Annotated in this window: 19 protein-coding genes; 2 read left to right on the top strand and 17 right to left on the bottom strand. The window is 38.2% G+C overall.

The annotated features are described in order from the left end of the window. Nucleotides 1-6: 6 nt before the first annotated feature. Nucleotides 7-1,338: a TolC family protein gene (locus tag ACP3T3_RS02920; protein ID WP_426478437.1), complete on the bottom strand. Its 1,332-nt coding sequence runs from the start codon at nt 1,336-1,338 to the stop codon at nt 7-9. Next, on the bottom strand, nt 1,325-1,555 hold the full coding sequence (locus ACP3T3_RS02915) for a hypothetical protein (RefSeq protein ID WP_426478436.1): 231 nt from the start codon (nt 1,553-1,555) through the stop codon (nt 1,325-1,327). Before ACP3T3_RS02915 ends, ACP3T3_RS02920 begins: the two co-directional genes overlap by 14 nt. 122 nt (nt 1,556-1,677) lie before the next feature. Here ACP3T3_RS02915 and ACP3T3_RS02910 point away from each other — a divergent pair, with 122 nt between their 5' ends. Together ACP3T3_RS02910 and ACP3T3_RS02905 are read left to right on the top strand one after the other, a co-directional pair. Then, nucleotides 1,678-2,460 carry an AraC family transcriptional regulator gene (locus tag ACP3T3_RS02910; RefSeq protein ID WP_426478435.1) on the top strand — a complete coding sequence of 261 codons (783 nt, stop codon included), beginning with the start codon at nt 1,678-1,680 and terminating at the stop codon, nt 2,458-2,460. A 196-nt stretch (nt 2,461-2,656) separates the two neighbouring features. Next, entirely contained in the window at nt 2,657-2,959 is a 303-nt protein-coding gene (locus ACP3T3_RS02905) for a hypothetical protein (protein WP_426478434.1), read from the top strand. Between the two features lie 479 nt (nt 2,960-3,438). On the opposite strand, the gene ACP3T3_RS02900 is transcribed toward ACP3T3_RS02905, so the two are convergent. The 15 genes from ACP3T3_RS02900 to galK all read right to left on the bottom strand — a co-directional run bounded on the left by ACP3T3_RS02900 (nt 3,439) and on the right by galK (nt 18,229). After that, the gene (locus ACP3T3_RS02900) at nt 3,439-5,958 is read right to left on the bottom strand and encodes a cation-translocating P-type ATPase (protein WP_426478433.1); all 2,520 of its coding nucleotides are present in this window, start codon (nt 5,956-5,958) and stop codon (nt 3,439-3,441) included. Nucleotides 5,959-6,336: 378 nt separating this feature from the next. After that, a complete protein-coding gene (locus ACP3T3_RS02895; RefSeq protein WP_426478432.1) occupies nt 6,337-7,008 on the bottom strand; it encodes a MarR family winged helix-turn-helix transcriptional regulator in 672 nt (223 codons plus the stop codon). Nucleotides 7,009-7,105: 97 nt separating this feature from the next. Then, entirely contained in the window at nt 7,106-8,539 is a 1,434-nt protein-coding gene (locus tag ACP3T3_RS02890) for an SDR family oxidoreductase (protein ID WP_426478431.1), read from the bottom strand. 35 nt (nt 8,540-8,574) lie between these two features. Further along, a complete protein-coding gene (ribA, locus tag ACP3T3_RS02885) occupies nt 8,575-9,165 on the bottom strand; it encodes a GTP cyclohydrolase II (protein WP_426478430.1) in 591 nt (196 codons plus the stop codon). 41 nt (nt 9,166-9,206) lie between these two features. Next, a complete protein-coding gene (locus ACP3T3_RS02880) occupies nt 9,207-9,761 on the bottom strand; it encodes a lipocalin family protein (protein WP_426478429.1) in 555 nt (184 codons plus the stop codon). Further along, nucleotides 9,751-10,440 (bottom strand): lycopene cyclase domain-containing protein, encoded by a 690-nt coding sequence (locus ACP3T3_RS02875; RefSeq protein ID WP_426478428.1) that lies wholly within the window; start codon nt 10,438-10,440, stop codon nt 9,751-9,753. The genes ACP3T3_RS02880 and ACP3T3_RS02875 overlap by 11 nt, the downstream gene beginning before the upstream one ends. After that, on the bottom strand, nt 10,437-10,889 hold the full coding sequence (locus ACP3T3_RS02870; protein WP_426478427.1) for a beta-carotene hydroxylase: 453 nt from the start codon (nt 10,887-10,889) through the stop codon (nt 10,437-10,439). Before ACP3T3_RS02870 ends, ACP3T3_RS02875 begins: the two co-directional genes overlap by 4 nt. Before the next feature lies 1 nt (nt 10,890). Next, complete coding sequence (locus ACP3T3_RS02865) at nt 10,891-11,358, bottom strand: SRPBCC family protein (protein ID WP_426478426.1); 468 nt, start codon at nt 11,356-11,358, stop codon at nt 10,891-10,893. Between the two features lie 42 nt (nt 11,359-11,400). Continuing rightward, a complete protein-coding gene (locus ACP3T3_RS02860) occupies nt 11,401-12,237 on the bottom strand; it encodes a phytoene/squalene synthase family protein (protein WP_426478425.1) in 837 nt (278 codons plus the stop codon). Between the two features lie 6 nt (nt 12,238-12,243). Beyond that, nucleotides 12,244-13,728, bottom strand: coding sequence for a phytoene desaturase family protein (locus ACP3T3_RS02855; RefSeq protein ID WP_426478424.1), 1,485 nt, complete (start codon nt 13,726-13,728; stop codon nt 12,244-12,246). Between the two features lie 40 nt (nt 13,729-13,768). Then, the gene (locus ACP3T3_RS02850) at nt 13,769-14,428 is read right to left on the bottom strand and encodes a MarR family winged helix-turn-helix transcriptional regulator (protein WP_426478423.1); all 660 of its coding nucleotides are present in this window, start codon (nt 14,426-14,428) and stop codon (nt 13,769-13,771) included. A 467-nt stretch (nt 14,429-14,895) separates the two neighbouring features. Then, a complete protein-coding gene (locus ACP3T3_RS02845; protein WP_426478422.1) occupies nt 14,896-15,102 on the bottom strand; it encodes an ArsR family transcriptional regulator in 207 nt (68 codons plus the stop codon). A 31-nt stretch (nt 15,103-15,133) separates the two neighbouring features. Continuing rightward, the gene (locus ACP3T3_RS02840; protein WP_426478421.1) at nt 15,134-15,934 is read right to left on the bottom strand and encodes a Cof-type HAD-IIB family hydrolase; all 801 of its coding nucleotides are present in this window, start codon (nt 15,932-15,934) and stop codon (nt 15,134-15,136) included. A 74-nt stretch (nt 15,935-16,008) separates the two neighbouring features. Beyond that, complete coding sequence (locus ACP3T3_RS02835) at nt 16,009-17,061, bottom strand: UDP-glucose--hexose-1-phosphate uridylyltransferase (protein ID WP_426478420.1); 1,053 nt, start codon at nt 17,059-17,061, stop codon at nt 16,009-16,011. Next, nucleotides 17,045-18,229 carry a galactokinase gene (galK, locus tag ACP3T3_RS02830; RefSeq protein ID WP_426478419.1) on the bottom strand — a complete coding sequence of 395 codons (1,185 nt, stop codon included), beginning with the start codon at nt 18,227-18,229 and terminating at the stop codon, nt 17,045-17,047. The genes ACP3T3_RS02835 and galK overlap by 17 nt, the downstream gene beginning before the upstream one ends. Nucleotides 18,230-18,348 lie beyond the last annotated feature (119 nt).

Raw genomic sequence — 18,348 nt, 5'->3', positions numbered from 1 at the left:
AAATTCTTAAAGTATTCCCATGATGGCCATTAATCTGATATGGCTTAGGTTGAGTTCAGCCCGGGCAGTGGCCAGATTGAATTTTGCTTCAAGCAGGATGTTTTCAGCATCCAGCAAATCTGTTAACAGTGATTCCTGATTCAGGTAGCTGTTCCTGATCACCCGAACTGTTTCCGAGCTTTTTTCAATATTTTTTTCGGCCATTTCCACACGCTCAGCTGCCTGCTGTTCCTGTAAATACGCCTCATTAACCTGAAGCGTGAGTTCATCTTTTTTTATGACGGCTTTTTCCTTTTGCTGCTCGGATATATTTTGGGCACGGGCAATGGAATGCCGGCTTTTATACAGATTGTCAATGGAGAACTGTACCTGGATTCCTGTCTGGCCAAATCCCCATAAATCATTAGAATAAGGATAGAAAGAAATCTGGGGAAAAGTGTAATTGTACTTCGAATACAAAGAAACTTTCGGCAGTAAACCGGCGCGTATCTGTTTAGTATTCATATCACTCAAAATTATATTACGGTTAGCAATCTTATACTGCGGAGAGTTGCTTAAGGCAATATCAACATACTCAGAACGGTTTTCTGCTATAATTTCAGGTCCAACCCTATTCTGGTAAGAAATATCAAAAGGAATGTTGCTTTCACGCCCCATCAGTATATTGAGCCGCTGTCTTGCAAGATCTATTTTCTTTTCCATGTCAGAAAGGCTCAGCTCCAGCTGTGATAACTTGACCGATATCCTTAATACATCACTTTTCATTACCACACCATTTTTATATAGGTTTTCTGTAAGGGTAAGCTGTTTTTTCTCTGCTGAGATTTCAGCCGAAATAAAGGTCCGGAACTGCAAAAATTTATAAAGATCATAGTAGACAACCGCTGCATTATATTTTATATTATTTTTCTGCAGATCAAACTCATACTGTTTTATCGTTTCTTTCTCCTGCTTGATTTTAATATTCCTTTTTTCTTTACCTCCGCTGTACAGATTCAGATTTAAATAATACCCTGCACTATATCCGTAACGGGAAACGGATACATTTTGCGGGGAGGAGAAAAGCCCGTTTTCGTACACAAGAAATTTTGAATTGAATCTGAAGTCTCCACCAACGGAAAGCTCGGGCAAAAGTTGATCCCTTGCTTCATCAGTCTCTAGTTTACTTTCTTTCCGATTCAGGACTGATAACTTCAGCTGCCTGTTATGGAGTGTTGAAATATTCCATATTTTTTCCAGTGTCAGCAGCTCTGTACTGTCTGAAATTTGTGATTGTACCTGTTGGGAACAAATAACAGCGACCATACTAAACCAAGCTGTCAGGTTATAATGTTTCATGGGAAGACCTATTAAACTGTGGTTGATTTCTTTGGTTGATTTTTCTGTGTTTCCAGTGTTGCATGAATGCTCTTACTTCATCCATTATATATGTTAAATCAGTTATGGGAATGAAAGGATTTAAATACATGGAATTGAAAATAAATTTACTCTTCTGCACCTCGCTTTCTGCCAAATATTTTTCAACGGAATCCATTTTTACAGGATATTTATTCATTTTTTGCATGATTACAGGAATTTTTTAAATTAAAAATCTTATTATATCTTGTTTACAAAATTATTTTAAGGACATTCATATCATTTTATATAATAAGCCTAAATTTTGTTTATTTTAGCCAAATGGATTTTCTGGAAGAGCTTAACAGAATTGTAGATCAGTATGACGAATCGATTTTAGTGATGCGGCAGCAGACCGAGCAGCGTCTGCCTGCCCACCAGCATAAAAAAGGACAATTGCTTCTGGTATTAGGAGGAATAGCCTATCTGCAGACCAGTGAAAAAGATTATTATATTCCTTCCAATCATTATATATGGATTCCTCAGAATTTTCCGCATAACCTGATGTACAATGCACAGGATCTGCATATTATTAATGTTTATTTCCCGGAGGCTCATGGGGAAGAATTTTATAATAACCTGGGAATTTATCCTGTAAGCAGGCTGCTTTCCGAAATGCTTTCGTTCAGTGAAAAATGGCAGGGAAATTTTTTCCCGGGAGACTGGGAATTTGAATTTCTAAAAACATTATGGGGTCTCCTGCCAAAAGAGAACTTACAAAGATTTTCAATACAGCTTCCAACCACAGATGATGAGCGTCTTAATGAAATAACAGCTGATCTCAGGAAAAGAATCAGCGAGCCGCTTACCTTGCAAGATATTGCTGAAAAATTTGGCCTCAGTGTAAGAAGCCTTACCAGATTATTTCAAAATAAGCTGCATATATCATTTATCCAGTATATCAAAATGCTTCGTATTATCAGAGCGATGGAGCTCATTAAAAACACCAACTTAACGGTTACAGAACTGGCTTATGAAGTAGGATATTCAAATATTTCTGCCTTTAGTAATACTTTTTTCCAGCTGACCAATATGCGTCCCACAGAATTTAAAGCAATGCTGTAAAATATAAATAAAAGGAAATTTTCCAGAAATTTGCCGCTGGATAAAGGATTAATCGTTCAGGCAGGAAGCCTTGATACAGAGGGTTTATATGTCTATGTTTTGTTATGATCCTGCTCATATATTTGCAGAGTTTATATACCGAAATTTGATTAACCTTAGTAATCAAACAATCACACCCATTAAAATATCAATTCTTATGAAAAATTTAATCTTATCAATGATCGCAATCAGCTTCATTACGGCCTGTAAAAAGAAAGAAACACAAAATAACATATCTGTAAGTGATTCGGTCAGTATTCAAAGAAATTATTCTGATACTACATCCTCCACCTTCAAGGATTCACTAAGTGCAAATCATGACAGCATCAATACGAAGACCCATGTCGGAGGCAGAAAAACAAGCAATAACAATACAGGTAACGGTACCGGCAACATCAATGCTGCAGTATCAGACAGTGCCCACAATCTGCAAGGCAGATCAAATCATGTCAACAAATAAATTGAATTGAAGTAAAAAATAAAAAACTGAAAAGATAAAAACCTCCTGAATCATCAGGAGGTAAAAAGTGTAAAATGAATTATAAGTTATGTGATATTTGGTGTCCGTTAAAAATATTCCTGCTTTTACACAGGAATATTGTAGTTCCCATAATAGCTATTACTTGAATAGTTGTAATCACAACATCAACGAATATGCCAAATTAATCACTTATGAATGAATAATTACTTTTTGTGGTATCTTTTTTTATAAAAGACTCCAATGGCATCAGGAGACAAAAGTCTGGGCTTCAGAATATGAAATTTTCAAGTCAGATTTAATATATCCTGGAGGTCTACAGATATGAATGCAGTCATAATAGGTTGGGAAACGATAATTCTGTTTTTGCCGGAACTTACTTGTTTAAAATGATCATTCTACAGTTCAAAATAAAACTGCAATGAGATGAAAATAGCGTTTTCACAAATAATAATTATGAATTATTTCTTCTCATCACGGTTTCTGTAGATCCTTTTTATAAGTTTATAAATTTCAAACCATAATACGGAAACAGAAGCAGTAATCCCTGCCAGTGCCAGCTCTTGTATGGAAAGAGGAGCCACACTGAAAAATTCTGAAACCGGCGCTATATAAAGGATCACAAAAAGAAGAAGAAGAACCAATACAGAAATTCCTGCAAGCAGTAAGTTATGATTCTTAAAACTCTCAAGCATGCTGTAGTAGAAAGAACGGTTCACCAGGCTCAGCAGTATATTGGAAAATATAAGGGTACTGAAAACCAATGCCCTTGTTTTTGCTTCATCGTTCCCATAATCAGCAGAATACTGGTATATCCATACTATTCCTGCGGTAATAACCAACCCCTGAATAATACTTATGGCCAGTTCTCTCCAGTTCAGGAATGTATCCGTAAGTGCCCGCGGAGGTTTCTGCATAGCATTTCTTTCTATAGGTTCATTTTCATAGACAATAGAACAGGTAGGCCCCATGACCAGCTCAAGAAAGATCACGTGCACCGGGGTAAATATATGGGGAAATATCCAGCCCAGAAACAGGGGTAAGGAAACAGTAAGTATAATAGGGATGTGAATGGAAATAATATACTGAACAGCTTTTTTTATATTAGCATAGATTCTACGTCCGGCAGCTATCCCTATAACAAGTTTAGCCAGATCATCATTGGTAATAACCAGTGCAGCAGCAGATTTGGCAATTTCAGTCCCTTTATTTCCCATTGCCACCCCGATATGAGCGGCTTTTAAAGCGGGGCCGTCATTTACTCCATCCCCCAGCATTGCTACTACGTGACCCTGTGCTTTCAGCGCATTCACCACCTGGAGCTTTGCTTCCGGAAACATTCTTGTAAATAAGGTGGTGTTTTCAGAAAGTCTTATTATTTCTGCTTCTGAAGATGCGGCAATTTCATTTCCATTCACTGGCGGAGTATGGTTTTCTATTCCTGCCTGCATGGCAATAGCACTGGTGGTATCGGCATTGTCTCCGGTGATTACTTTTACTTTAATACCTGCATCGTAGATCTGTTGAAATACTTCTTTTATTCCTTTTTTCGGAGGATCATAAAATACGGTCAATCCTAAAAAATCAAATGTAAAATCCTGCTGCTTAACAGGAAAGTCATTGCCTTCAAATTGAGATTTAGCAACTCCGAGAACTCTGTAACCTTTTTCGCCGAAGTCCTTTATAATCTTTCTGATTGTACTTTTTTCTTCTTCTGAAAGACCGGAAACATTGATGATTGCTTCAGGAGCACCTTTAGCAGCTATAATCCTGTTTTTTTGTGCATCCTCAAAAAGATGGGTCATCATGGGCGGTTTACCTTCCAGCGGATATTCGTGAAATAACTGATATTCTTTTCTCTTATCAGGCTTCCGGGTCTTCTCATACACTTTATGCAGTGTAACCTCCATAGGATCAAAAGGTACAGGTTCGCTGCTCCACATTGCGTAATCAATAAGCTCATCCACTTCTTCTGTTTCCAATTCTTCCTCCTGATAAATCCTGTTGGAGCGGTAAGCATAAAGGTACTTCAACTGCATGGAATTTTCCGTAATTGTACCTGTTTTATCGGTACAGATTACGGTAATGCTTCCCAGCGTCTCTACAATGCTGCTCCGCTTGATAATGATCCCTTCGCGCATAAGTTTCCATGCTCCCAAAGCCATAAAAGTAGTAAAAGCTACAGGGATTTCTTCAGGAAGTACAGACATCGCCAATGTAAGCCCGCTCAGTAAGCTTGTTACAAAATCACCTGTTTTGACGAAACTGAAGATACATACTGCCAGAAAGATGATGATTCCGATAACAGCCATTCCTTTTACAAAATTCCGGATCTGAATCTGTAATGGAGATACTTCTGCTTTTATACCCAGTATAGACTGGCCAATTTTTCCGACCCTGGTTTCTTTTCCAATGCTTTCGACCTCAAAAACAGCAAGCCCTGAAACAGTAATGGTTCCGCTGTACACGCTGTTATCTTCTGATCTGCTGTCCTTGAAAACAGAAAAACTTTCTCCTGTAAGCGATGATTCATTAACAGAGAAATCGTTGCTGTGAACAATTCTTCCGTCAGCATTGATGAGATTTCCTTCTTCGGTAATGCACAAATCTCCAACAGCTATTTCAAAAGTGGGAATACGAATAACCTTGGAGTCCCTGATTACTTTGCTTAAAGGTTCATTAAGCTTTTCAAGTTCTTCCAGAGCCTTCTTGCTTCGGTTATCCTGATAAAAAGAAATTGCTGTAACCCCTACAATAGCAGCAAACATAAACAAGGCCTCTCCATAATCTCCCGTAAGTACATAAATAAAAGAAACACATATAAGCAGGATCAACATTGGTTCTTTCAAAATATCCATAAGCAAGTCTGCCCATGATTCTTTCTTAACTGCATCCAGCCGGTTATATCCGTATTGTTCTCTGGAAGCTGCTACTTCAGCTTCTGTAAGGCCTTTCAGTTCTTCAGGTATATTGTAATTCATACGAAAAGGATATCGTATTAAATTTACTGATTGTTTTTGTTATATCAGAATATTCTTCCTGTTTTTTTAAGAGACTGGAACTCAATCTGATTTCCAATGCTTTTACCGCTAACCTTTTCTGACTTTCAGCATCATAGATTTTACCCTCATCTAAAATGATTAGGGAAAACAGAGTAAAATTAATAGAATCCCGGCCGCTGCCAGATGAAATTAAGACTTTTTTATTGTAGAGAAGCTTTATAAAAGGCTTTGTTCGATCTTAAAAGGATTAGTACCTTTCTAAGGTTAAAAATTCAAAAACGGTTAATAGTAAAACGACAAAAAGCAGATATAATTTCGTGCTAAACTCTGCCTGCAAGTTTTAAATGCTATACATCTTTAAATGAAATACTCATCATATACTGTATTGATAAGGTCATCAGAATGGATATTTCGTGAAAAAATAGGATAATGAAAACGATCCAGCTTATTAAGAATACGTATAAGCTCCATCTTTTCGTTATGGCTAAGATCTCCTGCAACAATTTGGGTTGCCTGGCGAATCTTTTCCATTTGTCTTTCCAGAACCAGCAACCCTTTTTCAGAGATACGGATGAGCTTGCTGCGCTTATCCACATCAGATGCGGTCTGTTCGATAAGCCCCTGATGCAGCAGCCTGGTAATGATGAGCATACCGACAGGTTTTTCATGAATATTCTTCTTGATAAGTGCCATCTTCGTCATCTCTCCGAAAACTTTCAGATTAATTAAATAAATAAAATCTTCCTGAGTAGAAAACTCAGAATCTGAGATGGCAGATTTTGAATAGGTTTTCGCATAGCGGTTAAGATGAACCAATAATGTACTTATCGCACTTTCCGGCGTTCTTCCGTTTTCCTTGCCTTCCCAATAAGGGTCTTCAATATGATCTGCAGACTCCCCTTTCTCCTTATCAGAAATCCATGTTTTGAAGCCCTGAATAGTTGCAGGATAAGAGTTCGGATGCGTTTCAACATCTGATTCAAACTGCTCAAGCAGCGTCATACAATCTTTTATAAGAGGATAATTCATTTCAGTCAAAATAGTTTACAAATATACTTTTATTTATTCTTTTGTGTAATTAGGAGCAGCAGATCACAGAATCATTAACAGCAACTAAATTATAAATTTATTTTTTACCGCTAAGCCTTCTCAACATTCCTTTAAAGATAAGCCCATGAAACGGCAGTACCATAAACCAATAAAGCCTTCCCCACAAACCTTTTGGCCGGAATACAGCTTTTTGCCAGATTTTATTTCTGTAAATTTTAAACATCAGCCAGGCTTCCCCGGGGAGTTTCATTTCAGCCAATAAAATAAGTTTCCCTTCTTTACGGTTGGCATACAGCACTCTCCAGAAGTCGAGTGCATCACCTTCCTGAAGATCCAGAGGATGCCTCCGGCCTCTTCTTAATCCCGGACCGCCGACGAGCTTATCAAGAAAACCCCTCATTTTCCAAAGGCTCTGTCCATACCATCCATTAGATCCACCCAACTGGAAGACCCGGTTCAGACATGCTTCCCTGTCATCATATTCTTCACTTCTGAGGTCTGTAAAGCATCCGTATTTCGGTACATCCTGATATTCTTTTAATGTAGAATCGCTGCGGCTGCTGATAAAGCTGTCTTTCCAGCTGGATATAATTTCATTTGCCTGAATTTTTGCCAGCGTTCTTTTCAATGCGGTATCATAAGAAAACGGCTGTATACCGGTAATTAATTTGATTTCAGCCAGGCTTTCAGGTCTGCAGATGACTTCTATTCTCATGCTTCCAACCAAAGCCTTTGCCAGATTGTACGACGTTGAAGTAATAAAATAGAGCCAGTATGAAGAAAGCTTCGGAGTCATTACCGGAAGGGTAAAAATTGTTCTTTTCAGGCCTCTTACTTTTGCAAACTGCAATAACATTTCTTTGTAGGTCAGCACATCATCGCAGCCAATATCAAAATTTTTCCGGTAGGCCTTCTCTTTAAATAAAACAAAAATCAGAAAATCCAGAACATTGGCAATACCTACCGGCTGGCATTTTGTATAGAGCCATTTGGGAGCCACCATTACAGGAAGTTTTTCTACGAGATCTCTGATGATCTCAAAAGAAGCACTTCCCGAACCAATGATAATACCGGCCCGAAGTACCGTTGCAGGAACCCTGCATTCCATCAGGATTTTTTCAACCTCGTGCCTTGAGCTTAAATGTTTTGATAATTCTTTTTCATTTACCAGTCCTGAAAGGTAAACAATATGCTTACATTGTGTTTTTTCTATATAATCAGAAAAATTGGAGGCGCATCTTTTTTCCGAATCTTCATAATCTTCAGTATTGCTCATGGAATGCATTAAATAATAGGCACCGGCAATGTCTTCAGGAATATTCTGCAGGGTCTCAGGCTTCAGAAAATCAACTTCTATGACTTCAATCAGTTCATCATCAATATCCATACTTCTGGTAAAACGATTGATATCCCTGCAGCAGCAGACCACCTTATAACCTTGTGCGGCAATCACACTGATCATTCTTTTACCGATATAACCGGTAGCGCCGGTAAGCAGTATTTTTTTCATAATTATTGGATTTGATGAGCATTACAATTTACAGCTTATATTCTTTCCAGCAGATGGCCAAAGTAGTCCTTCTTTTTAGACAGATAGCTTTCATTCACTTCATTGGAATCAATTTCCAAAGGGACTCTGCTGTTGAGTATAATGCTGCTTTCTTCAACCGATTTGATCTTATCCGGATTATTGGTTAACAGGTTAATTTTTTTTACATTTAAAATGTCCAGCATTTCCATTGCCACATCAAAATTCCTTCCGTCGGCCAGCAAACCCAGCTTCAGATTAGCCTCAACGGTATCCAATCCCTGTTCCTGCAGTGCATAGGCCCGCAGCTTGTTGATGATTCCTATATTTCGTCCTTCCTGGCGGAGATAAATAATCATTCCCCCGTTTTCAGACATATATTTCATAGCGGCCTCCAGCTGCTGCCCGCATTCACATTTTTTAGAATGAAAAACTTCGCCGGTAATACATTCCGAATGAAAACGAACGTTGACGATACTATCAAAATCTGTGTTTTCTGCCACCCACACTAAATGCGGGGTCCAGTCTTTTTCATTTTCCGAAAATGCGTACACTGTAAATATCCCATAATCGGTAGGTATATTGGTTTGTGCTTGTATTCTGAGCATGGTTTAAAAATTTTTAGTCTTCAATTATAAAATGTAGTTCATTACTGCTTTTTTTCAAATGGGCTTTTTTTATCCTGGCTCACCCAGATAAGCTTTGAAGTATCATATCCGATTTCACGGGCTTTACCGATAAAGCAGTCTTTAATATTTTCAGGTATTGATTTTTCGCGTGAAAGGATCCACAAATATTCTAAGTTTTTTCCGGCCACCAAAGCATATTTGTAATCTTCCAGTGCCACCACATTGTATCCTGCATAAAAAGGCCCGAAAAAGCTCACCTTCAGAGCTGCAGTGTTCTTATCTTCCCTGAATTTTGCTGTTCCTTCAGCAGAGACCCACTTGTTCTTTTTAACATGGTATCCACTGTTTACCACATGTACGCTTCCGTCTGAATTAAGGCTGTACTGAGCCATTGCATTGTCAAGATCTTTTTCAAAGCGATAATCAAATCTTGCGATTTCATACCATGTCCCCAAATATTTGTTGATATTAAAGTTTTTAACGGGTTCTGCTTTTTCAGGCATAGAAGAACAGGATACAAGCAGGCTGATCCATCCAAAAGTCATTATGACCGTAAAAATTATTTTATTTTTCATTTTTATTCAATTTTTTAAAGAAATAAATAGTAAGTAAAAACTGGCTGTAACCATAGACCGCATCTTCAACAGGAATGGTAATCATTCTTATTCCCAGGAACGCATCAGGATTATAATTTACGACAGGCGAAGAAATTACAGATCCTGTCAGTATTCCGTTTACAGCAAAAAAGCCGGGCATTAAAAGAAAATAAACCAGACTGGCTTTCCCTATCCATTCTTTGTGAGCAATAAAATGCAGGTAGCAAAGTGTGGATATTGTTACCATAACTGTCAGCAAAGTATATATTTTATGATAGAAAAGAAGTCCCGTAACACCAAGGATAATGACAGAGGTAAAGACAATAAGATTATTAAAGTGACTGAGCCAATCCAGGCTAAAAAACTTATCCATACAATAATAAGTAAAAACACAGGCAAAAGGAATGCAGTAAAAAAACAGCCATTCTTCAACGGGAAGGCCTGCTACTTCAATCCCTAAAGTGTATTTAAGGTCAAACCACCATACTCCCATTCCGGTAAACCATATATCCCATGCAATAAAGGGAACAGCCACAATGGTAGACGACAAAAGAAACGTGCCGAATAGCTTGTTAAATTGTATTCTCCTGTCAAAAGAAGCCAAAAAGCAGATAATGACAGTAAAAAAGTTGATCAGTATGTAAGTGTAAGGCATCATTTTTTGTTAAAATACATTTTAAAATATTTGAAAGGAACCCAAAGAAAGCCAAAGCATTCTCCGTCTTCCTTGCCAAGGTGCTTATGGTGCTGTTTGTGGGCCCGTCTTATCGCAAGCAAATAAGGGTTCTGAGTTTTTGTAAAAACCTTAGCTCTCTGATGGATAAAAATATCATGAACAAAGAAATAAGCCATTCCGTAAAGACTGACTCCCAGCCCGATAAAAAACCAATAGCTGAACTGCTGTTTTACTCCCAGATACAACAGGGCTATGGCAGGACTGGCAAATATGAAAAAGAACAGGTCATTTCTTTCGAGCTTTCCTTCATTGCTGTGGTCATGATGATCCCGGTGCAATCCCCACAAAAAGCCATGCATAATGTACCTGTGGATAAGCCATGTTGCTCCTTCCATGGCAATAAAGACACACAAAACAATCAGCAGGTTCATATTAATTATTGTTGCGGTTAAAAAGATTATTTAAAACATTATATCTGAAGTCAAATATGCTGTTCAGCTTTTTTTTCACAAATAACATATGGGCTATCCGGCCTAAAAGCCCCAAAGGAAGCTCATACTCTACAGTATCTTTCATCAATACTCCTTTTTCATTGGGAATAAACTCGTGAAAATGGTTCCAGTATCTGTAGGGACCTTTCTCCTGAAAATCAGTAAAACTTTTATACTCTTCTACCTGGCTGATAATGGTCTTCCACGTCATCGGAATACCCAATACAGGAGAAACACGGTAATTGATTTCCATCCCTTTAAAAACAGGTTCATTATACATGTCTGAAAGCACTGTGAAATTCATACTTTCAGGTGTTATTTCAGATAAGTTATGAGGTGATGAAAAGAAATTCCATGCTGTTTCAATATCGCAGCCCAGCTGCTGCTCTCTATATAATCTGTATCGCATTTTTTTTAACAATTGAACTTTCAGTTATACATTTTACATCCGTTATAAATAAGCAGATTTATAGCGGATATAACTTTTGAATGCCACCAGCAGCTTCTGTGAATTGGCAATTCTTATCCTCTTCTGTAAAATATGATTAGAACTTGTTTTCTTTATTTTTTCAAACAGTGACAAATAATATTTGTAAGCCAGGTAAACTCCAAACATCGAGGAACCCGGAAGTTTTCTTATTCCTTTCAGGGCTTCTTTAAACTCCTCCTCGATTTCTTTTTCTATCTGGGCTTTCACAGAATTATCGAAAACAGACATATTCAGAGACGGAAAGTAGGTGCGTCCCAGGATCTGGTAGTCATCTTTAAGATCCCGTAAAAAATTTACTTTTTGAAATGCAGAGCCGAGCTTCATAGCAAATGGTTTAAGCTCTTCAAACTGCTGTTTATCGCCACCTGTAAAAATCTGCAGACACATGAGCCCCACTACTTCTGCTGAGCCATAGATGTATTCATTATACAGCTCCGAGTTATAATCAATTTTATGGAGATCCATTTCCATGCTGTGCAAAAACTGGTTGATCAACGGCACATCAATATCATACCGGCGAACGGTTTCCTGAAATGAATGCAAAATAGGGTTAAGCGATATCCCCTCTTCCAGCGCATGGTATGTTTCCTTTTTTAACCTTTTCAAAAGCCTTTCTTTGTCATAGCCATGAAAACTGTCAACAATTTCATCTGCAAGACGTACATAGCCGTAAATGGCATAAATAGCGGGTCTTATAGATGGCTTCAATGCCAATATTCCTAATGAAAAACTGGTGCTGTATTTCTTCGTAGTATGTTTGCTTACGTCATAAGACAAATCATCAAACAATTTTTTCATATTATTTTAGTTTAGTTTACTAACTTCAGCTGCTACGATCTTCCCGGAAATAACAGACGGCGGCACTCCCGGTCCCGGAACCGTCAGCTGCCCTGTATAAAAAAGATTCCTGAGTTTTCTGTTTCTTATTTTGGGCTTTAAAACAGCCGTTTGTGATAAGGTGTTAGACAGTCCGTAGGCATTTCCCTGATAAGCATTATAATCTGAAATAAAATCACTTACACAATAGCTTTTTTTAAATTCAATTCTGGACATAAGATTGTCTGTGCCGGTATGTTTTTCAATCCTGCCCAACATTTCTGTAAGATATTTTTCCCTGGTAGATTCATCATCATGGATTCCGGGAGCCAGAGGCAGCAGCAAAAAAAGGTTTTCACCATCTTCAGGAGCTACATCCGGATCCGTTTTTGAAGGACAGCAGGAATAAAACAGCGGTTTTGCCGGCCATTTTTTATTTTTATAAATACAGTCTATGTGATTATCAAGTTCATTTTCGAAGAATAAGGTATGGTGTTTCAAGGCTGGGATTTTTCCTTTGATTCCGAGGTAATAAATCAGGCATGAAGGCGCAAAGGTCTTGGCTTCCCAATATGCATTATTGTAATTCCTGAGGGATTTTGGAATTAATGTTTCCGTATGATGATAATCTGATGAGGCAATCACTGCATCAAATTCATGGTCTTTACCATCTATTCTGATGGAAGTCACATTACCATTGTCCGTATTAATCTTCTGAACAGTATGATTGAAATGAAAAACAGCACCTTGCTTCTCGGCAACATTCTGCATGGCCAGAACGAGCTGATAGAACCCTCCCATAGGATATTGGGTTCCTAAAACATATCCTCCGTAATTCATCAGACTGTAGAGAGCCGGAATATTCTCAGGTGAAGCTCCGAGAAATATAACAGGAAATTCCATCAGAGATCTGAGTTTCGGATCAGTAAAGTAGCCGGAAACATATTTCCTGAAATTACTTAACAGATCAAGCTTTAAGGCGCTGCCTGCTATTTTCAGGGATGCAAATTCCAGCCAATTGTAGCAGGGCTTGGTGACAAATTCTTTCATTCCAACTTCATATTTATATTGTGCAGACTGCATAAATTTATCATACTGCCTGGCTGCCCCATGCTCTATCTTTTCAAATAGCTCCCGGATTTCAGCATTCTTCTGCGGTACGGAAACTTTGTCTTCTGAAAAAACCATTTCAAACTGAGGATCCAGAGAAACCAGCTTAAAAAAATCGTCTGCACTCATATCAAAATCATTGAAGAAGCCTTCAATAATATCAGGCATCCAGTACCAGCTGGGGCCCATATCAAAAACATATCCTTCCTTTGTTTTAAACTGTCTTGCACGTCCTCCGGGTTGATTATGCTTTTCAAATACATGTACCTCATTTCCGGATTTCGCAGCATAGGCAGCAGCAGAGAGCCCGGAAAACCCAGAGCCTATTACCGCTATTTTTTTTCTTACTTTTCCCGTGCTCATTTTATTTATTTTATAGTTTTGGCAGATAATTTTTAATAACTCAATTCAGTTTTTTATGCACGGTATCCAGCAAGTGGATGGCTTCTAAATTCGCACGATAAAATGAATAATGGAATTCATCCAGTTTAGAAAGTATGGCGATAAGCAGCATTTGCTCTGAATGCGTCAGATCCCCTAATACAGCCTTTGAAGCTTTACGGATTTCATCCATATGATTATCCAGCATATTAAGCCCAAGCCCGGTTATTGTAAGATATTTTGTTCTTTTATCTTTTTCAGAAACAGCCTGTTCTACCCAGCCATAATGAATTAAGCGATTAATAATAAGTATTCCGGCAGATTTTTCGTGTACATTATGCCTGATGAGCTCCATTTTTGACATGGCTCCCAAAGACTTTAGACTTAAAAGGTAAATGAAATCATCCTGACTGGAAAACATGGAATTACTGATTACCGTTCTGGAATATGATTTAGCATAGCGGCCGATTCTTACCAGAAGCGTATTGATTATACTTTCCGGCCCCCTTCCCGCTTCTTTTCCTTTCCAATCAGGTTCCTGTGATATATAATTTCCTTTGTGAGAGTTGCTTATCCATTCTATAAAGCCCTGAAGGTCGTTACTGTAAACAGCGTTGCCTGTATTCTCTTCTACAAATTGTTGAATCAACTCTACCACTGCTTTTATAAGTTCGTAATTCATATCAAACAAATTAGTATACAAATATACTTATAAATCAATATAAAAGTATATAAATATACTTAATTTTATTAAGTTTAATATAATATATTGTTTATCAGGTGTTTATTTTTTAAGTTGTTTAAAAAAATAGTATACTAATAAACTTATTGGACACTTTAAAAAGATGATACAGGTATAAACCCAAAAATGGAGTTCATGGGATATTCTTTAGGTAATGTAAACAGGGTTTTGCCAGAGGTATATAAGATTCTTCTTTCGTCAGAAATCAAAGGTTCGACGTAGTCAATGACAATGGTGTAAAATTGTATATAGTCGCCTAAAATTATAATAAAGCTTCAGGCCAAATTGATGTCAATAATTATTTCGGTGATGACGATGACAATCCTTCGGTAACCATTACGTATTCTCAGAAAGAAGCCGAATAGGGTTATGATAAGTTATGGACAAAGCTCCATAATAAATGATTATTACTCCGGCTTTATTTGGGAAAGATCAAGTCCCAGTTTTGTAAATTCTTCCTGTCCTTTTTCAGTAATGTAATATTGCCGGTCTGCAGGATGATCTTTGGCAATCCAGCCTTTTTCAACAAATTGTTCCAGCAGAAGCTGGCCCAATTTTCCGCCAATATGTTCATAGCAGAGTTTAGCGGGTTTTCTTCCGGGAGATTTATTCATATTCGTATTGGTTATAGTTTTTATAGGGATATCAGTTCAAATGCAGGTAATCCTTAATCGTTTTCAGCACTCCAAAGCTGTCGTTGGTACACGCCTCAAAATGGGCTACTTCCTTTACGTTTGGGTGGGCGTTTTTCATGGCGTAAGAATATTTGGCATTCTTCAGCATTTCTATATCGTTCATATAATCTCCGAAAGCCATCGTATTTTCCGGGGAAATACCCAATGATTTCTGCAGTATTTTCAGAGCATTTCCTTTATTGATATCCTTATTCATAACATCCAGCCAATGCGCTCCTGAAACTACTACTTCCAGACCGAATTCTTCAAATTTTTTCAGAGCCGGATACAGATATTTTTCAGAGCCATCAGGATGATATACTGCTATTTTGAAGGCGGTATCATCAATTCTTTCTGTAAGATCATCCTTTTTCATATTTTCAGTATAGTACTTTGAGAAAAAGTCTACAAACTGCTGATCATCAGTTTCGTAATAAGCCATCTTTTTGGCTGATAATACGGCTTTAGCACCCGGTATTTCACGGACAGCTTTAATAATTTCAACGATATATTTGTATTCCAGTGTATCAGCGAAAAGCTCCTGGTCTTTATAGATAACGTAACCTCCGTTTTCAGCAATAAAACCGATCTCACTTTCTATTTCTCCGAAATAATGGGTAATTCCCGGCATCTGCCTTCCGCTTGCGGGTACAAACAGAATGTTTCTTTTTTTAAGTTCTTTGTAAACATCCGAAAATTCAGGGCTCATTTCATGGCTGGAATTGAGAAACGTCCCATCCATGTCCGTCACAATTAATTTAATCTGTTCCATAATTTTATTGGGAAAAACGATATTCTGTATTTTGCAGAATCATAATTCGCTTATTCTTTTCAAAGATATTGATTTTAATATTTTTTCTTGTAATGAATGGTGGGAAGATTTCTTAATATGGCTGCACTTTGCTCCGGGGTGATGTCCCGCTCAGGTTCTGCCAGCATTTCGTATCCTACCATAAACTTTTTAATTTCCGCACTTCTGAGCAGCGGCGGATAAAAGTGCATATGAAAATGCCATTCCGGATGATCTTTACCGTCTGTGGGAGACTGGTGGATTCCTGCAGAATAAGGAAATGACACCTCAAAAAGATTGTCATAGATTGTGGTCAGGTCTTTGAGAACAGCTGCAAAAGCTTCTTTTTCTTCCTCAGAGAATGCTGAAATATTTTCTCTTTTCTGTTTACTGATAATCATCGTTTCATATGGCCATGATGCCCAAAACGGCACCAATGCTGCAAAATGTTCATTTTCTGTGACAATACGTTCACCAGCCGCGATTTCCTGCTCAAGATAGTCTTCCAGCAATGTTCTTTTATTCCTTTCAAAATAAGATTTCAGCTGATCCTGGGTTTTCTGAACCATCGCCGGAATGGATGACTGTGCCCATATCTGACCGTGCGGATGAGGGTTACTGCAGCCCATGATGCCCCCTTTATTTTCAAAAATCTGAATATAATTGATATGCTCCAGAGCAGCCAGTTCATTGAACTGTTCCTGCCAAACATCCACCACATTCTTTATGTGTTCCACAGGCATTTCCGGTAAGGTAAGACCGTGATGGTCAGAAAAACAAATTACCCTGTTGATTCCGCGTTCCGGAAGAAGGGTAAAAAATCCGGAATGCTCTTGAGAAAAATCAATTTCCTGATTAAGCAATGCTCCAAAATCATTATCAAATACATAGGTACCTTTGTATGCAGGATTCCGGCTTCCGTTAGCCCGCATATTCCCGGAACACAGATAGCAATCCGGGTCGTATACAGGACGGTCTTCTTCTGTCGTTATTTCCCTCTGCCCCTGCCATGGCCTGTTGGCACGCTGCGGAGAAACCAGTATCCATTCATTCAAAAGAGGATTATATCTTCTGTGAGGGTGCTTTTTAGGATCAAATAATGTATTCATTGGTGTATTCTTTTATCCCGTCGGAAATTGTAACATGATAAACTTTCATCCTGATATTGAAATGTTCCAGATATTTTTCACTGATGATCCGGATCACTTCTTCAGTTTTATTTTCTTCTATCAGGTTGATGCTGCAGCCTCCGAAGCCTCCGCCCATAATTCTTGCTCCCAGCACTCCTTCCTGCTGTAATGCATTTTCCACTAAAAAATCAAGCTCACTGCAGCTGACTTCAAATTCGGTTGAAAGCCCGGCATGGGTTTCTGTCAGAAGTGTTCCCAGGTATTCAATATTTCCGGCTGAAATAGCTTTTGCCGCCATTTCCACCCTTTGAATTTCTTTCAGCAGGTAGAGACATCTTTTGTATGAGGTATTTCCCATTTCTTCTTTTACCCTATCAAGCATATCCATCGTAAAATCCCTGAATTTTTCTATTTCCGGAAAATTTTTTCTTAGGATTTTTTTGCCGTGTTCAACTTCTTTATGCCTGTCATTATAACCGGAAGTCAGATGGCTGTGCTTTACGCAGCTGTCGAAAAGTAACAGACTGTATCCTTTAAGGTCTGCATCAAAATATTGATGTTGCAGAGAATTGCAGTCGAGCATGATCACTTTATTTTCTTTTCCGAAAACGGAAGCAAACTGATCCATAATTCCGCACTGAACTCCGGCAAAAGAATGCTCCGACTTCTGCCCGATCACCGCAATATCTTTTTTAGAAATCTGAAGATGAAAAAGTTCATTGAGGATAAATGCAAATCCACATTCAAGCGCTGCTGATGAAGAAAGTCCGGCTCCCATCGGAATGGTACTGCTGAAGACAATTTCCATCCCGCAAAACAGGTTTTCCGGCTTCTGCAGCTGGCTGAAAACGCCCAGGATATAATTCATCCACATCTGCCCGACCGGTTTTATCTCCGTTGTGATATCAAATGTATATTCTTCTCCGAGGTCTTTGGCTATAACGGTACAAAAGTTGGTCCCGGGGAGTTTACGGACAGCAAAGCAGATGTATTTATCTATAGCGGCAGGAAGTACAAAGCCGTCACTATAATCTACATGCTCGCCGATAATATTAATTCTTCCGGGAGAAAGGAAAATATGTTCGGGTTCTGATTTGAACCTGGTTTTAAACTTTTCTACGGTTGGGTTGATTAACTGTTCATGCATATCCATCTTTTCTGATCAACAGATCTGTGGGGTGATCTAAAGTATTAAAGGTGCTGGTTTATAATCAATAAAAACTTTACAGATCATCACACTATTATAAGTGTTAAATTTACATTTAT

It is taken from the genome of Chryseobacterium sp. CBSDS_008, from assembly GCF_049959325.1.
GTDB lineage: Bacteria > Bacteroidota > Bacteroidia > Flavobacteriales > Weeksellaceae > Chryseobacterium.
Note: the sequence above shows the minus strand (reverse complement) of the source record. Positions and strands in the feature narration are given on the sequence as shown.

Bases quoted from the DNA above. Each gene is read 5' to 3' on its own strand.
- ACP3T3_RS02905 (WP_426478434.1), top strand. From the start codon at position 2,657: ATGAAAAATTTAATCTTATCAATGATCGCAATCAGCTTCATTACGGCC.
- ribA (WP_426478430.1), bottom strand. From the start codon at position 9,165: ATGCTCAGAATACAAGCACAAACCAATATACCTACCGATTATGGGATA.
- ACP3T3_RS02855 (WP_426478424.1), bottom strand. From the start codon at position 13,728: ATGAGCACGGGAAAAGTAAGAAAAAAAATAGCGGTAATAGGCTCTGGG.
- ACP3T3_RS02845 (WP_426478422.1), bottom strand. From the start codon at position 15,102: ATGAATAAATCTCCCGGAAGAAAACCCGCTAAACTCTGCTATGAACAT.
- ACP3T3_RS02840 (WP_426478421.1), bottom strand. From the start codon at position 15,934: ATGGAACAGATTAAATTAATTGTGACGGACATGGATGGGACGTTTCTC.
- ACP3T3_RS02875 (WP_426478428.1), bottom strand. From the start codon at position 10,440: ATGATGCCTTACACTTACATACTGATCAACTTTTTTACTGTCATTATC.
- galK (WP_426478419.1), bottom strand. From the start codon at position 18,229: ATGCATGAACAGTTAATCAACCCAACCGTAGAAAAGTTTAAAACCAGG.
- ACP3T3_RS02870 (WP_426478427.1), bottom strand. From the start codon at position 10,889: ATGAACCTGCTGATTGTTTTGTGTGTCTTTATTGCCATGGAAGGAGCA.
- ACP3T3_RS02850 (WP_426478423.1), bottom strand. From the start codon at position 14,428: ATGAATTACGAACTTATAAAAGCAGTGGTAGAGTTGATTCAACAATTT.
- ACP3T3_RS02835 (WP_426478420.1), bottom strand. From the start codon at position 17,061: ATGAATACATTATTTGATCCTAAAAAGCACCCTCACAGAAGATATAAT.
- ACP3T3_RS02890 (WP_426478431.1), bottom strand. From the start codon at position 8,539: ATGAAAAAAATACTGCTTACCGGCGCTACCGGTTATATCGGTAAAAGA.
- ACP3T3_RS02920 (WP_426478437.1), bottom strand. From the start codon at position 1,338: ATGAAACATTATAACCTGACAGCTTGGTTTAGTATGGTCGCTGTTATT.
- ACP3T3_RS02900 (WP_426478433.1), bottom strand. From the start codon at position 5,958: ATGAATTACAATATACCTGAAGAACTGAAAGGCCTTACAGAAGCTGAA.
- ACP3T3_RS02865 (WP_426478426.1), bottom strand. From the start codon at position 11,358: ATGCGATACAGATTATATAGAGAGCAGCAGCTGGGCTGCGATATTGAA.
- ACP3T3_RS02915 (WP_426478436.1), bottom strand. From the start codon at position 1,555: ATGAATAAATATCCTGTAAAAATGGATTCCGTTGAAAAATATTTGGCA.
- ACP3T3_RS02880 (WP_426478429.1), bottom strand. From the start codon at position 9,761: ATGAAAAATAAAATAATTTTTACGGTCATAATGACTTTTGGATGGATC.
- ACP3T3_RS02895 (WP_426478432.1), bottom strand. From the start codon at position 7,008: ATGAATTATCCTCTTATAAAAGATTGTATGACGCTGCTTGAGCAGTTT.
- ACP3T3_RS02860 (WP_426478425.1), bottom strand. From the start codon at position 12,237: ATGAAAAAATTGTTTGATGATTTGTCTTATGACGTAAGCAAACATACT.
- ACP3T3_RS02910 (WP_426478435.1), top strand. From the start codon at position 1,678: ATGGATTTTCTGGAAGAGCTTAACAGAATTGTAGATCAGTATGACGAA.